A 15,851-nucleotide genomic window follows, 5' to 3' on the forward strand; every position below is an offset into this window, starting at 1 on the left:
ACTCAGAAGTGAAACGAAATAGCGCCGATGGTAGTGTGGGGCTTCCCCATGTGAGAGTAGGACATCGCCAGGCTTTAGTTTTATTTTCACTTTTTCGAAAAGTGAAGACAAAAGCGGACGCTTGCTTATTAAAGCGAGTGATACCACTGCGGAGTGGTAGTTCAGTTGGTTAGAATACCGGCCTGTCACGCCGGGGGTCGCGGGTTCGAGTCCCGTCCACTCCGCCACTTATATTAAGCCTCAGTCGAAAGACTGAGGCTTTTTTCGTTTTGGTTCCCCGACTTACCTTAAACCCACTTTCATATTGAAACCTTGCATCGAGAGGCCGGCTTCCCTCTGGCTATGCTTTCTAAGCCCTGTATGAGTGAAGTGGAACGCAGTTTTGTGTGGTTTCTGCAGTCTCGAGCGCTAGTTTTGAGCCTCTTCATTCACCAAAGCTCCTTTTGTTCGATATTAGAAAATCTAGTTATGTGACAGAGTTTAATTGTTTGAGGTGTCACTTGTTCCAATTTTGAAAACAGGACGACTTTGAATACAAGTTTAGTCTCACTGAGTTCAAGAGAGAGGGGGACTAAATTTCTGTTAAGGCTTTGATCTACCTGAATGCTAGCTCAGTTTTATCTTGGTGAGATTGCTAACCTGTTTGGGTTCTGAACGCAATCACCCTAAATGTATCTTTCTCATTAAAATACAAACTCGCTCATTGCTAAGTATTGTGGAAGTTTAGCTTTGATATTTGCGAGGAGCCTATATTGCCAAGAGAAGAGAAGAGAAGAGAAGAGAAGTGATAAATGGGTAAATTAAAAGGCTCGTCTATGAATACTATCTATCGGCAATAGTTAGTATCTATGAAAATGCAGCGTAGCGATTCTTAGTATATTTGAAGGTATATCAAAGAATAAGGAGCACTCGTCCTTGAAGGGGAGTCTGAAAATTAGTTATGAAAAAAGCAGCTAGGTAGCTGCTTTTTATTTATTAAGTTACGTGTCTTTAAGAGTCCACTGGCTCCGTATGTTCCGGAGTGGTTATTGCTTGGTTGTTCTCTTCCATCTTCTTCTCTTCTGCTTTTGCTTTTTCAATCATTGGGGTGATTGTTGAGCCTTGAATGAGGATAGAGAAAACAACGACGGAGTAGGTCATTACAAGAATAATCTCTTTTACATCGATTAACTTATCTTGAATCACCCAAATACCAGATGGAATGGAAAGTGCCATTGCCAATGCAAGGCCCCCGCGTAAGCCGCCCCACGTCAAAATACGTACTGACCACGGGTTATATTTTCTGTAACGCTTAAAGCCAATGTACGAGAGAAATACGCTTAAATAGCGAGCTGCTAGTACAAGAGGGACTGAAATAGCCATCATAATCCAGTCTTCTTTGTGGAATTCAAATAGCAGCATCGACATGCCGATCAGTAGGAATAACACGCCATTCAAGAACTCATCAACAAGCTCCCAAAAATGGTCAAGGTGATCTTCACTCTCTTTTGAAAAGCCAATAAAGCGTGTCCAGTTGCCAATCATAATACCGGATACAACCATCGCGAGTGGGCCTGATACATGGATGTATTCAGCAAATGCGTAACCTGCTGTTGGGACACCAATGGTAAGTAACAATTCCATTGAGTGATCATCGGTGGCACTGATCAAGTAGTGGAATAGCAAACCGAGGACGAAACCATATGTGATACCACCGATAGCTTCTTGGATGAAGAGCAAGGTGACACTACCTACAGTTGGTGCCTCAGTGCCAAATGCAATCGTAAATAGAGTGACGAAGATAACCAAACCGAAGCCATCATTGAAGAGCGATTCTCCTTCAATCTGAGTGGAGATACGTTTAGGAGCATCTAGTTTTTTCACAATAGCCAATACAGCGATTGGGTCAGTTGGCGATATTAGAGCACCAAATAGTAAGCAGTAGACCAAATCAAATTGGATGCCAATTAACTGACAAAACCCATACAGTGCAAATCCAATAAAGAACGTGGAAAACAGTGTGGCTCCAAGGGCTAAAACAGTGATCTCCCACTTTTGATCTTTAAGGTTCGGGAGTTTGATGCCTAGTCCACCAGCAAATAGTAAGAAGCCAAGAATGCCTTTGAGCAAGAAATCTTCGAAGTTAATCCTTGTGACCGTCTCCGTCGCAATTTCGGTGAGATGGAACCAGTTGTTTTGACCCGCAATTAAGATTAGAAGTGAAAGCACCATTGAACCTGCGGTAATCGCAATGGTGGTTTGCATCTTTCCTATCTTGCTGTTTACAAAAGCAATTAGCATCGCAGCTGCGGATAGAAAACATAAAGTATGATAGACCGACATAGAGCTCTCTATTTGTAACATTTTATGAATGGAATTCTCGGCTGATGCTGCTTAAATAGCAAACATTTTTTCGTGATTATTTTGTAAGTTAAGAAGGAGATAAAATAATCATTAATTCCACGTTTAGACGTCTAGACTCCTGAAGTTTGTGTGATAGGATGGAAAGATAACTAAAGGAATGAGGCTGTACTGTGGGAAGTAACGTAAGACAACAGATTGAAGCTCAATTGAAGCAACGTATTCTTTTGATTGATGGTGGTATGGGAACCATGATTCAAGGGTACAAACTTGAAGAGCAAGACTATCGAGGAACGCGCTTTGCGGATTGGCATTGTGATCTAAAAGGTAACAACGACCTGTTGGTTCTAAGTCAGCCTCAACTTATCAAGGAAATTCACGCTGCATATTTAGAAGCGGGTGCAGATATTCTCGAAACCAACACGTTTAACGCAACAACCATTGCGATGGCTGACTACGAGATGGAAAGCCTAAGTGAAGAAATTAACTTTGCTGCTGCCAAGCTTGCACGTGAAGTTGCAGACGAATGGACCGCAAAAACACCCGATAAACCGCGTTATGTCGCAGGGGTTTTAGGGCCGACGAACCGCACTTGTTCTATCTCTCCTGATGTAAACGACCCTGGATATCGAAATGTTTCTTTCGACGAGTTAGTTGAGGCTTACTCTGAATCGACTCGAGCGCTGATTAAAGGTGGTTCTGATCTTATTCTTATCGAGACCATCTTCGATACTCTTAACGCTAAGGCTTGTTCATTTGCTGTTGAAAGTGTGTTTGAAGAGATGGGTATTGAGTTACCTGTGATGATCTCGGGGACTATTACTGATGCTTCCGGTAGAACATTATCCGGTCAAACCACAGAAGCGTTTTACAACTCATTACGTCATGTTAAACCGATTTCGTTTGGTTTGAACTGTGCACTTGGCCCGGATGAACTGCGTCCTTATGTTGAAGAGCTCTCGCGTATATCAGAATCTTTTGTTTCCGCTCACCCAAATGCTGGGCTTCCGAATGCATTCGGCGAATACGATTTGTCGCCAGAAGATATGGCTAAGCATGTTAAAGAGTGGGCTCAAAGTGGCTTTTTAAACTTGATTGGTGGGTGTTGTGGTACAACTCCTGAGCACATTCGCCAAATGGCACTCGCGGTTGAAAATATCGCCCCTCGTCAATTACCTGAACTTCCCGTTGCTTGTCGCTTGTCTGGCCTAGAGCCACTCGCTATTGATAAAGACTCTTTATTTATCAATGTCGGTGAGCGTACGAATGTAACCGGTTCTGCGCGTTTTAAGCGCTTGATTAAAGAAGAACTGTACGATGAAGCGCTCGATGTGGCTCGTCAACAAGTTGAAAATGGCGCTCAAATTATCGATATCAACATGGATGAAGGCATGTTGGATGCACAAGCTTGTATGGTTCGCTTTTTAAACCTTTGTGCGTCAGAACCTGAAATCTCAAAAGTACCAATCATGGTTGACTCTTCCAAGTGGGAGGTTATTGAAGCCGGTCTTAAGTGCATCCAAGGAAAAGGCATTGTTAACTCGATCTCTCTCAAAGAAGGCAAAGAGAAATTCGTTGAACAAGCTAAGTTGATCCGCCGTTACGGTGCGGCTGTGATTGTGATGGCGTTTGATGAGATTGGGCAAGCAGATACACGTGAGCGCAAAGTAGAAATTTGTACCAACGCTTACCGAATTCTTGTTGATGAAGTGGGCTTTCCACCAGAAGACATCATTTTTGACCCAAACATTTTTGCCATTGCTACGGGGATCGAGGAGCATAATAACTACGCGGTGGATTTCATTGAAGCCGTTGGCGATATCAAACGTGATTTACCACATGCGATGATCTCGGGTGGTGTTTCTAACGTCTCATTCTCTTTCCGTGGCAATAACTATGTACGTGAAGCGATTCACGCGGTGTTCCTCTACCACTGTTTTAAAAATGGTATGGATATGGGGATTGTGAATGCGGGTCAGTTAGAAATCTACGATAACGTGCCTGAAAAATTGCGTGAGGCTGTGGAAGATGTCGTTCTTAACCGTCATGATGACGCCACTGAGAGATTGTTAGATATCGCGGCGGAATATGCAGGCAAAGGGGTAGGTAAAGAGGAGGATGCCTCTGCACTTGAGTGGAGAACTTGGCCTGTTGAAAAGCGCTTAGAGCACGCGTTAGTGAAAGGAATAACTGAGTTCATCGTTGATGATACCGAAGAGGCTCGTGTCAACGCTTCAAAGCCATTAGAGGTGATTGAAGGCCCACTAATGGATGGGATGAACGTCGTCGGAGACTTGTTTGGTGAAGGTAAAATGTTCCTTCCTCAGGTCGTAAAATCTGCACGAGTGATGAAGCAAGCAGTCGCGCATCTGGAGCCCTACATCAATGCAGAAAAGCAGGTGGGACAAACAAACGGTAAGATTTTGCTAGCGACGGTCAAAGGTGATGTACATGATATCGGGAAAAATATCGTTGGCGTTGTATTGCAGTGCAATAACTACGAAATTATCGATCTTGGTGTCATGGTTCCTTGCGAAAAGATCTTAAAAGTAGCGCAAGAAGAGAACGTCGATATTATTGGTTTATCAGGGTTGATCACACCTTCATTAGACGAAATGGTGCATGTTGCAAAAGAGATGGAGCGTCTCGACTTTAGCTTACCTCTTCTCATCGGTGGCGCAACAACGTCAAAAGCCCATACCGCAGTTAAGATTGAGCAAAATTACAAGCATCCAGTGGTTTACGTGAACAACGCCTCACGTGCAGTGGGCGTATGTACTTCTCTTCTGTCTGATGAACGTCGCCCTGAATTTGTTGAAAAACTTGAAGCTGATTACGAACGAGTACGTGATCAACATAATCGAAAGAAACCGAGAACCAAACCAGTGACATTAGAAGCTGCTCGAGCGAATAAAGTTGCTATCGATTGGGAAGCTTATACTCCTCCAGTGCCTGTTAAGCCTGGCATTCATATCTTCGATGATTTTGATGTGGCTATATTACGTCAATACATCGATTGGACACCATTCTTTATGACTTGGTCACTTGTGGGTAAGTATCCAACAATTTTCCAACATGAAGAAGTTGGTGAAGAAGCAAAACGTTTATTCGAAGATGCCAACGAGATACTTGATCGAGTTGAGCGAGAAGGCCTGTTAAAAGCGCGTGGAATGTGTGGCTTATTCCCTGCTGCGAGCGTGGGGGACGACATTGAAGTTTATGCTGATGAAACTCGTACCGACGTTGTGAAAGTATTACGTAACTTGCGACAACAGACCGAGAAACCAAAAGGATTCAACTATTGTTTATCCGACTACATCGCACCTAAAGAGTCGGGTAAGCATGATTGGATAGGGGCATTTGCTGTCACTGGTGGTATTGGTGAACGAGAGCTTGCTGATGAATACAAAGCACAGGGAGATGATTACAACGCAATTATGATTCAAGCGGTGGCGGATCGCCTAGCCGAAGCGTTTGCTGAGTATTTGCATGAGCGTGTCCGTAAAGAAATTTGGGGTTATGCTGCGGATGAAGATTTATCTAACGATGATCTCATTCGTGAAAAATACCAAGGTATTCGCCCTGCACCAGGTTATCCAGCGTGCCCTGAGCATACTGAAAAAGGACCGCTTTGGGAGCTACTTAATGTGGAAGAGAATATTGGCATGACTCTAACCTCCAGCTATGCAATGTATCCGGGCGCGTCAGTCTCTGGTTGGTATTTCTCTCATCCTGACTCACGTTACTTTGCGATCGCACAGATTCAAGAAGATCAGCTAGAGAGTTACGCCGATCGTAAGGGGTGGGATAGGATCGAGGCTGAAAAATGGTTAGGGCCAAACATTAACGGTTAAATTGATGTTTACCTCGTCCAAATGTAACAACTATTGAAACAACAAAGGGCTGCAGATACGCAGCCCTTTGTTTTATTGAGTTGAACTTACTTCTCAAACAACTCAGTGTGGAGTTTTTGTATGGCTTGTTTCGATACCGATTCATGGAGCAAGAAGCATAAGTTGTGAGGGCTAGCGCCATAACAAATCATGCGTAGGTTAAAGTCTTCTAGCGTGCCAAAAACCTGTTTCGCGTAGCCTTTACTCTCACTCATGTTGTTACCAATGAGAGCAACGAGGCATAGGTCATGTTCAACTTCTACCTTACATAACTCTTCTAACTCTTCTCGTGCAGCTTGCGGCAGCTGTGGTGCTCCGCCAGATGTATCAGTTTGATCAAGTGTTAACGATACACTGATTTCAGATGTCGTGATCAAATCGACAGAGATCTTATGCTTTGCAAGGATCTCAAAAACCTTCGCTAAGAATCCGTATGCGTGGAACATATTGGCGCTGCGTAGCGTTACCATGGTTTGGTTACAACGCAAAGCTAGCGCACGGAATAACGGTGAGCTTTCGACTTGGTGGCGAATCCAAGTTCCCCCTTTTTCTGGCTCTTTCGATGACCCTACAAATACCGGAATGTCGTGGCGTAATGCGGGTACTAGCGTAGAAGGGTGAAGGATTTTAGCGCCAAAGTTAGCCATTTCTGAAGCTTCACTAAAGCTGATCTCGGGAATTGGTGAGGCTTTTGGTGCAATTCGCGGGTCTGTTGTGTAGATACCCGGAACATCAGTCCAGATTTCTAGCCCTGCTGCTTTAACGCTCTCAGCAATTAAGGCGGCGCTGTAATCGCTGCCCCCTCGACCTAATGTTGTTGTATTACCGGCTTCGTCAGATCCTATGAAGCCTTGAGTAACAACAACGGATTGTTGGCAAAGTGGTACGAGTTTATCTTGCGCAAGCGTCGAAATTGCTTCAATGTTTGGATCCGCGCGACCAAAGTTGTCATCAGTACGCAGCACATCGCGGATATCAAAGCGCACAGCTTGAATGCCTCGCTCACACATTAACTGAGTTAGAATATGCGTCGACATGAGTTCGCCACATGCGACTAAATGATCGGTTAACTTCGCACTAGCTTGGATAGATGCAGCCTCGGCCAGGCTGGTTACGGTATCTAATATGCCATACACCTCGGCAGCAGTTTTCGTGCTGTCTTCGAGCTGAGTTAAAATGGCGTCATGAATGTTGGCCAGATTTTGCAGCAGCTCAGTACGGTGCGTTTGATCCTGAACACCGTTGGCGAGTTCTACCAATAGGTTGGTGACGCCAGAGCAAGCGCTGCTCACGACCAGGCGAGTATTTGGATTGTTTTCGATAATGGTGGCGCAACGACTCATTGCCTCAAAGTTGGCAACACTGGTTCCACCGAATTTAGCTACGTTAAATGCGCTCACTGCGTTCTCCCACGACTTCCTAAAAAATTGTACATCCAATGTTTAGTGAGAAAAGGAACAGAGCAAAAAGAGAGGTATTTAGAATGCTATTTGAAAAATTTACCCTCAGAAGCCCTTCATCAGACTGCGCTGATGACAGTTGATGGGATTCAGCCCAATTCAACCGATAAGTCAAATCCTGCAACTTTGACTTACCTCGGCACTACTCCCCCTCAATGATTGGTGTTGGAATTGCGGTTCCACAAATCATCTACCTGGGTAGCGCTCCTCTTCTACATAAAGCTCAAACATTGAACGGTTTTGAGGCCTTAATGTCAATCAATATTTCAACCTTTATGGTGTTTTTTATTAACGATTTTGTGACACTGGTTTGACCTCCATACTTACGGCTAATTGCTGATAGAGGAAAAATCTATTAGGGTGAAGAACCCTACACCTGAGCCATGTTATTGAATAGAACTTTTAGAATGCTCAGGATAAAAGATAATCAAGGAGCTGACATGTCGATCCAAAGCTTTATTCCGCCTCACCGTATTTTAATGGGACCTGGTCCTTCTGATATTTATCCTCAAGTGTTACAAGCACTAAGCCGTCCTACGGTAGGTCACCTTGATCCTCTGTTTATCGGTATGATGGATGAGCTCAAGCAGCTATTGAAGTATGCCTTTCAAACTGACAATGAGTTCACTATTGCGGTTTCAGCGCCTGGTAGCGCAGGGATGGAAACCTGCTTTGTAAACTTGATCGAGAAAGGCGACAAAGTTATCGTCTGCCGTAACGGTGTATTTGGTGAACGCATGCGCGAAAACGTCGTCCGTGCTGGTGGTGAAGTTGTTATCGTCGATGATGAATGGGGGGCACCTGTTTCCATTGATAAAGTCGAGCAAGCACTCGAACAGCACCCAGATACAAAAGTTCTTGCTTTTGTGCATGCGGAAACCTCAACTGGTGCAGTCAGTGATGCTCAAGCATTGGGTAAGCTGGCGAAACAGCATAATGCATTATCTATTGTTGATGCGGTGACATCGCTTGGTGGTGTGCCGTTAAAAGTGGATGAATGGCAACTGGATGCGGTTTACTCTGGTAGTCAAAAATGTTTGTCATGTGTACCTGGGCTCTCACCAGTGACGTTTTCTCCTGCCGCGATTGAAAAGATTCAAGCAAGAACAACACCAGTACAGAGTTGGTTCCTCGATCAGAGTTTAGTTTTGGGGTATTGGAGTGGAGAAGGCAAGCGTAGTTACCATCATACGGCGCCAGTTAATAGCTTGTATGCGCTTCATGAAGCTTTATTGATACTGAAAAATGAAGGATTAGAAAACGCTTGGGCTCGTCACCAACTGATGCATGAAAAACTCAAAAATGGCTTACAAAAGTTAGGCTTTGAATTTGTTGTGGACGAAGCCCATCGGTTGCCACAATTAAATGCGATTTACGTGCCTGAAGGAATTGATGAAGCAAAAGTTCGTGCTCACTTGCTAGAAACCTATAATCTAGAAATTGGTGCAGGCCTTGGGGCATTAGCTGGTAAAGCGTGGCGTATTGGCTTAATGGGTTACGGCGCTCGATCTGAAAACGTTGCGCTGTGCTTAAAAGCGTTAGAAGAGTCACTCACTGAATAAAATCATACAGCAATGAGATCAAGAAAAGCGAAGGTCATCCCTTCGCTTTTTGGTATTTATTACTTAGCTCCTGAAGTGGGGGCTGGTGAGGCAGAGATTGCTTGAGAAGGTGGTTGGTAATTGACGTCACTGAAATCAATCTTCGGGAACAAAAACTGCGCTTCAGCTCTAATTTGCTCCGCTTTACTTGAGTCATCTAAGCCTTGGTAGGCCAAAATCAAATTGTTATAAAATGCAGGGCGAGGCTTATCTTTGATGATTTTTAGCGACCAATCGATATAAGGCTTGATCAAGGTTGCGTCTTGTTGGTACAGCCCAAGGTTTAAAAACGTGCTATAGACATCCCAATCAAACCTGTCTTTCCAAACTACAGGGTTACTGACTTGATTCAGAATATCAGGGTTAGTTGGTCTAGTGGTCTCAAACTTCGTCAATACATAGTTCGTATGTAATGCGCTTACCATGTAAAACGTAAACGCAACGGGAAGTACCAAACTAAAAACACGCAGCAAGCTTTTGGTTACATTACTAAAGCCGACTTGTCGATAACGAGAGACGCGCTGATCGACCCAGTACAGTAGGATAACGAAGATCAACCAATGCACGAGAGAGTGGTAGAAAGGGTATTCCAGTTGTGAGTGCAATACGATAGGTATAAACAAGGCCAGCAACGCAAGACGAGTTCCGCGTTTGGCTTGATAGATTCGATACAGTACCAGTGCCATCGCTAAGAAGATGCCGAGTATTGGCAGTAAGCCACCTTCTACTCCCCAGTAAAGCAGCTCGTTATGCGGATGATCCATGGCAGGCAAACCTGCTGGGTAATTCTCATTAAGGGCATGTTGACGAGCCGTATACAGCATGTACTCAGATTCAAACTTGCCATATCCATAACCAGTAAAAGGCTTTTCAATCACCATGTCTAATGTTTGCGGAAAAGTATACGCTCGAGGAGACTCCATATTTACTTTTTCTGCGGCTAACCCACCTCCATCAGGAAAGGCAAGATACATGACAACGACTGAGAGTAAGAGCCCACTTACAAGTGACACAACCCAGCGGATAAAGCGCCCTTTGGTTGCAAAGCGGTACATGTATGGAATGACCAACAACACGGCGATGACCGAGGCTAACCAACCAGTGCGTGAAGCCAACGCCACAATTAGTGGTAAAGTTAAAACTGGTACGGCATAGAGAAGGTAAACATCGCTTAACTTACGGTCGTATTTGTAGGGCTGACGTGCAAGTAAATAGCTGGCAATCACCAACCCTGTCGCAAGAAAGCTGGCCATTACATTGGGCTGTTGGAAAATACCATAAGGACGATTGGCCACCGTGTCGTAACCAAACGGATTGCCTGGTTTGAGATACAGATATTGTGTCAAACCAAAAATGGCTTCGATAACAACCGCAAGGACAATGAACCATAATAGGCGTTGGCGATGTTTATTACTGAAATGAAATTGTTGTAAGGCAATAAAGAACAGGACACCACACCACAGGCCAATGAGCTTATTGGCTGCCAAACTGCTATTCGCATTTGGGTACAGAATGGGCACCGTCATGATAAGAGCACTAATGAACAAGCCGATGGTTAGTTTTGAGTAACGTAGTACTCGATTATTCGCAAGTTGGTAACACCCAATGCCTAATGCAAAGCTAAAAGCAATCCAAGTTGTCGCATTGAACGAAAGCGAAAGCCCCGAACCGCCGGGGTTGGGCATGAAAAAGTGCATTGCCAACACAAATAGTGTTGCCAAGGCAATGAGAAACTTGCGATTGAGGGGAACCTGTACTTTTTCGGGAGAAAGCTTTGTTCCACTTACATGTATAGTAGCCATAGTTATTGCGTTGTTTTGAATGAAAAAAGACCAGCACTTGCTGGTCTCGATACTTTACCTGTTTTTTCTACTTCAACATAGGCTTGAGGAAGAGAGCTGTGTGCGACCCCTCGATTTGCGACACATCTTCCGGAGTGCCTTGAGCGATTATCTCGCCGCCACCCTGACCCCCTTCAGGACCAAGATCGATAATCCAGTCCGCAGTCTTAATGACGTCCAGGTTATGCTCGATCACCACGACAGTATTTCCGTGGTCGCGAAGTCTGTGCAGTACAGTGAGCAACTGCTGGATATCATGGAAGTGCAAGCCGGTTGTTGGTTCATCCAAAATGTACAAGGTTTTTCCTGTATCACGTTTGGATAGCTCTCGCGCCAGTTTCACACGCTGTGCTTCACCACCGGAGAGTGTTGTTGCCGCTTGACCCAATCGTATGTACGACAAACCCACATCCATCAGTGTTTGTAGTTTGCGAGCGATGGCAGGAACTGGATCGAAGAAGGTGCGTGCATCTTCGACCGTCATTTCTAGCACTTCATCAATAGTTTTACCTTTGTAACGTACTTCGAGCGTTTCACGGTTGTAGCGTTTACCTTTACACACATCACATGGCACATAAACATCTGGTAGGAAATGCATTTCTACTTTGATAACACCGTCACCCTGACAGGCCTCACAACGACCACCGCGTACGTTAAAACTAAAACGGCCCGGCTTGTAACCGCGAGAACGCGACTCCTGTGTGCCTGCAAACAGTTCACGGATTGGGGTAAAGATCCCCGTATAGGTTGCAGGGTTAGAGCGAGGTGTACGGCCAATTGGGCTTTGATCAATATCGATGACTTTATCGAAGTGCTCTAGACCTTTAATCGATTTATAAGGTGAAGGCTGAGCCGTTGTCGCTCCGTTAAGTTGGGTATGCGCAATTTTAAAGAAAGTATCATTAATCAGCGTTGATTTACCTGAGCCAGATACCCCTGTAATACAGCTGAATAACCCAACAGGAATTGAAAGGTTAACGTTTTTAAGGTTATTACCTGTTGCGCCTAATAGCTCAACCGTTTTTTTCGGATCTCGCGGCGTGCGATCTTTCGGTACTGCGATTTCTTTAACACCACTTAAGTACTGACCTGTCAGAGAATTCGGATTCGCGACTATCTCTTCCATGGTGCCTTCCGCAACAACATTACCACCATGTACGCCAGCACCAGGACCAATATCTATGACATGATCTGCACAGCGAATCGCATCTTCATCGTGTTCTACCACAAGTACGGTATTACCTAAATCGCGCAAATGAGTCAGTGTTTTTAGGAGTCGTTCGTTATCACGCTGGTGGAGGCCAATCGACGGTTCATCTAAGACGTACATGACACCAACAAGACCTGCACCAATTTGGCTTGCTAAACGAATACGTTGAGCTTCACCGCCTGATAAGGTTTCTGCACTGCGTGATAAGTTTAGGTAGTTCAAACCGACGTTAACTAAGAATTGCAGGCGGTCGTTGATTTCCTTCATCACTTTTTCAGCGATTTGGGCTCGTTGACCTTCCAGTTTCAAGGAATGGAAGAACTCCAATGCATCAGCAATGCTGAGTTCAACAATCTCAGGTAGTGTCGTATCAGCAATAAAAACGTTACGTGCTTCGAGGCGTAGACGAGTACCGCCACAGCTTGAACAAGATTTAGTGGAGATGTATTTTGCAAGCTCTTCACGGACAGAGTTGGATTCTGTATCACGATAGCGACGTTCTAGGGTATTCAGAATACCTTCGAATGGATGGCGTTTAACGCGAATATCGCCACGATCGTTGATGTATTTAAACTCAATCTCAGTACGACCTGAGCCCTTTAGAATGACATCTTGCGTTTTCTTTGGCAGAGAATTAAAAGGGGCATGGAGGTCAAAACCATAATGATCGGCCAATGAGGTGAGCATTTGGAAGTAGTAGTAGTTCTTTTGATCCCAACCGCGAATCGCACCTTGTGCCAAGCTTAATGAATCATCTTGAATGACTCGGCTTGGATCGAAGTATTGTTGAACACCCAAGCCATCACAAGTGCCACATGCACCAGCAGGGTTGTTGAATGAGAAAAGTCGCGGCTCTAACTCTTGCATGCTGTAACCACATTGTGGACAAGCGAAGTTGGCGGAGAAAATAATCTCTTCACCGTCGCCATCCATTGGCGCGACAACCGCAATTCCGCCTGATAATTCGAGTGTTGTCTCGAAAGATTCGGCCAAGCGCTGTTGTAAGTCTGGACGAACTTTAAAGCGGTCTACCACGACTTCAATGGTGTGCTTTTTATGTAGCTCTAGCGTTGGAGGATCGGACAGATCGCAAGTCTCTCCATCAATACGCGCACGAATAAAGCCTTGAGCCGCTAAGTTCTCAAGCGTTTTAACATGCTCACCTTTACGCTCTTTGACAATGGGTGCCAACAGCATCATTTTGCTGCCTTCTGGCATCTCCAGAACTTTGTCCACCATTTGACTGATGGTTTGCGCAGCAAGAGGGGCATGGTGCGTTGGACATCGGGGTTCGCCTACACGAGCATACAACAGACGCAAGTAGTCGTAGACTTCGGTAATTGTACCGACGGTTGAACGCGGGTTATGAGAAGTAGACTTCTGTTCAATAGAAATCGCGGGTGATAACCCTTCAATATGGTCGACATCGGGTTTTTCCATCAGAGACAAAAACTGACGAGCGTAGGCAGAGAGAGACTCTACGTAGCGTCGTTGGCCTTCTGCATACAATGTATCGAAAGCGAGAGAGGATTTACCGGAGCCACTTAGTCCAGTAATGACAATCAGTTTATCGCGAGGGATTGTAAGATTAATGTCTTTAAGGTTATGGGTTCGGGCACCGCGAACTTCTATTTTATCCATCGTTTTTGCTCTATGTATAACCAAGTGGGGCAAGTATTACATAGTGTGAGAAATGTGCAAAGAAAATTACTGGATAAAAAAACAGTAAAGTAAAAAGCCCAGCGTTGTGCTGGGCTTTCGATACAGTAATTTCGTACTAAGACGATGCTTTATACTGCTTTTTGTGTTGCGTGCTTACCTAGCTCAGAGGTTTTTTCATCTTTTAGATACAGGTTTTCAAAACAATAGTTAGTTGCTTCGATGTAACCTTCAACGCTACCACAGTCAAAGCGTTTGCCCTTGAATTTGTAAGCCAATACACAGCCCGCTTTTGCTTGCTTCAGCAGCGCGTCAGTGATTTGAATTTCACCACCTTTACCTGGTTCGGTGTTTTCGATCAGTTCAAAAATATCGGGAGTCAGGATGTAGCGGCCAATGATAGCAAGGTTGCTAGGCGCCGTGCCTTTCTCTGGTTTTTCTACCATGTCGTCTACGCGGTAGATGTCGTCTTTGATCATTTCACCAGAGATAACGCCGTATTTGTGCGTTTCTTCGGCTGGTACTTCTTGCACTGCAACGATAGAACAGCGGAACTGCTTAAATAGTGCCACCATCTGAGCCAGTACGCCCTCTTGCTCGTTCACACAAAGGTCATCAGCAAGAACAACAGCAAATGGCTCATCGCCTACCAATTCTCGTCCAGTTAGAATCGCGTGGCCCAAGCCTTTCATTTCGCGTTGACGTATATAAGTGAAGTTTGCAGATTCAATGATTTCACGGATATCTACCAACAGCTCTTCTTTGTTGGTACCGCTAATCTGATGTTCCAGTTCGTAGTTCTTATCAAAGTGGTCCATGATCGAGTGCTTGCCACGACCCGTCACAATACACATGCCGTTCATACCAGCTTGGATTGCTTCTTCGACACCGTATTCAATAAGCGGTTTGTTCACGACTGGCATCATCTCTTTTGGCATAGATTTCGTTGCCGGTAGGAAGCGTGTGCCATAGCCTGCAGCAGGGAACAGACATTTTTTTATCATTGGGGGAATATCCTATCTCGTTTTTATCAAGAATCTGCGCATAACTTTAACACGAGAGGTATCAATGAATCATGAATAAAGTAGGAAAAAATGTGAGACTCGGTGCGGAAAAAAGATGAGCGACTCGTCATTTCAGTTATCAGAGCCGCTCACATTGCATCACGACATTAAGTTTTGGTCTGCCCAGGCGATTGCCTGTACTCGGTTCTTTACGGATAGCTTTTTGAATATCTGATACAAGTGCGATTTGATGGTGAATTCACTGACGAATAACTCCTCGGCCATCTGACTGTTCGAGGCGCCAGCTTGTAGGCAACGCAGTACTTGTAGCTCACGAATGGTTAGGTCTACCGTAGCTGGTGCAGTATGAGTATTAATGACATTGCGATAATAGTGTAAAAGTTGACTGGTTACATTACGCGGCAGCCAGTTTTGACCGTTAACAATGCCTTTTAACCCTTCTCCAATTTGCTCTAGCGTATCTTCAGAATAAAACACACCTTTTAATTGACCAAATGAAAGAAGTTCATCCGTGGTTAGTCTTTTAGGCACGTTGAAGACAACGGTTTCAAAGTTTTTCCATACAAGAGGCAAGTTTTTGATCGATTGAACAAGTGATTTATGTTCACTGAAGTCGATCAGTAGAATTTTATTACGGTGTTGTGGCTTGGCTTCCATGAGTGCTGCGGTTGAAATCACCGGGATGCTCATATCAACGTACTTTTCGAGTGCCGCCACTTTTTTTTGCGCATTATCTTCCATACTGATCAGAAATAGCTTTCTTGCGTAAGCCGACTTTCTCACGTGTTCCAATCTCCCTGGGTTCAATAGAAGCCATAAACT

General features: G+C 44.6%; 8 protein-coding genes, 1 tRNA gene and 1 riboswitch. Of the genes, 3 read left to right on the top strand and 6 right to left on the bottom strand.

Translation table 11 applies throughout. From position 1 onward, the window contains the following. Window positions 1–150 precede the first annotated feature (150 nt). Window positions 151–227: transfer RNA gene (locus R7H07_RS19220), tRNA-Asp, on the top strand. A gap of 763 nt (window positions 228–990) precedes the next feature. On the opposite strand, the gene R7H07_RS19225 is transcribed toward R7H07_RS19220, so the two are convergent. Beyond that, window positions 991–2,322, bottom strand: coding sequence for a cation:proton antiporter (locus R7H07_RS19225; protein ID WP_053306797.1), 1,332 nt, complete (start codon window positions 2,320–2,322; stop codon window positions 991–993). A gap of 191 nt (window positions 2,323–2,513) precedes the next feature. Here R7H07_RS19225 and metH point away from each other — a divergent pair, with 191 nt between their 5' ends. After that, on the top strand, window positions 2,514–6,194 hold the full coding sequence (gene metH, locus R7H07_RS19230) for a methionine synthase (RefSeq protein WP_053306798.1): 3,681 nt from the start codon (window positions 2,514–2,516) through the stop codon (window positions 6,192–6,194). Window positions 6,195–6,280: 86 nt separating this feature from the next. Here the strand turns inward: metH and lysC are convergent, their stop codons facing one another. Beyond that, window positions 6,281–7,633 carry a lysine-sensitive aspartokinase 3 gene (lysC, locus tag R7H07_RS19235; RefSeq protein WP_206959911.1) on the bottom strand — a complete coding sequence of 451 codons (1,353 nt, stop codon included), beginning with the start codon at window positions 7,631–7,633 and terminating at the stop codon, window positions 6,281–6,283. A gap of 101 nt (window positions 7,634–7,734) precedes the next feature. Beyond that, window positions 7,735–7,913: riboswitch (Lysine riboswitch) on the bottom strand. A 220-nt stretch (window positions 7,914–8,133) separates the two neighbouring features. On the opposite strand from lysC, the gene R7H07_RS19240 reads away from it, so the two are divergent. After that, window positions 8,134–9,255: a pyridoxal-phosphate-dependent aminotransferase family protein gene (locus R7H07_RS19240; RefSeq protein ID WP_206959912.1), complete on the top strand. Its 1,122-nt coding sequence runs from the start codon at window positions 8,134–8,136 to the stop codon at window positions 9,253–9,255. A gap of 59 nt (window positions 9,256–9,314) precedes the next feature. On the opposite strand, the gene R7H07_RS19245 is transcribed toward R7H07_RS19240, so the two are convergent. The 4 genes from R7H07_RS19245 to R7H07_RS19260 all read right to left on the bottom strand — a co-directional run bounded on the left by R7H07_RS19245 (window position 9,315) and on the right by R7H07_RS19260 (window position 15,812). Continuing rightward, window positions 9,315–11,096, bottom strand: a complete 1,782-nt coding sequence (locus tag R7H07_RS19245) for a PglL family O-oligosaccharyltransferase (protein WP_206959913.1) — start codon at window positions 11,094–11,096, stop codon at window positions 9,315–9,317. 67 nt (window positions 11,097–11,163) lie between these two features. Next, on the bottom strand, window positions 11,164–13,986 hold the full coding sequence (uvrA, locus tag R7H07_RS19250; RefSeq protein WP_206959923.1) for an excinuclease ABC subunit UvrA: 2,823 nt from the start codon (window positions 13,984–13,986) through the stop codon (window positions 11,164–11,166). 149 nt (window positions 13,987–14,135) lie between these two features. After that, a complete protein-coding gene (gene galU, locus R7H07_RS19255) occupies window positions 14,136–15,008 on the bottom strand; it encodes a UTP--glucose-1-phosphate uridylyltransferase GalU (protein WP_005381239.1) in 873 nt (290 codons plus the stop codon). Between the two features lie 159 nt (window positions 15,009–15,167). Next, window positions 15,168–15,812, bottom strand: a complete 645-nt coding sequence (locus tag R7H07_RS19260) for a LuxR C-terminal-related transcriptional regulator (protein ID WP_005381237.1) — start codon at window positions 15,810–15,812, stop codon at window positions 15,168–15,170. Window positions 15,813–15,851: the final 39 nt, after the last annotated feature.

It is taken from the genome of Vibrio sp. Vb1127, assembly GCF_033338735.1.
Classification (GTDB): Bacteria; Pseudomonadota; Gammaproteobacteria; order Enterobacterales; family Vibrionaceae; genus Vibrio; species Vibrio alginolyticus.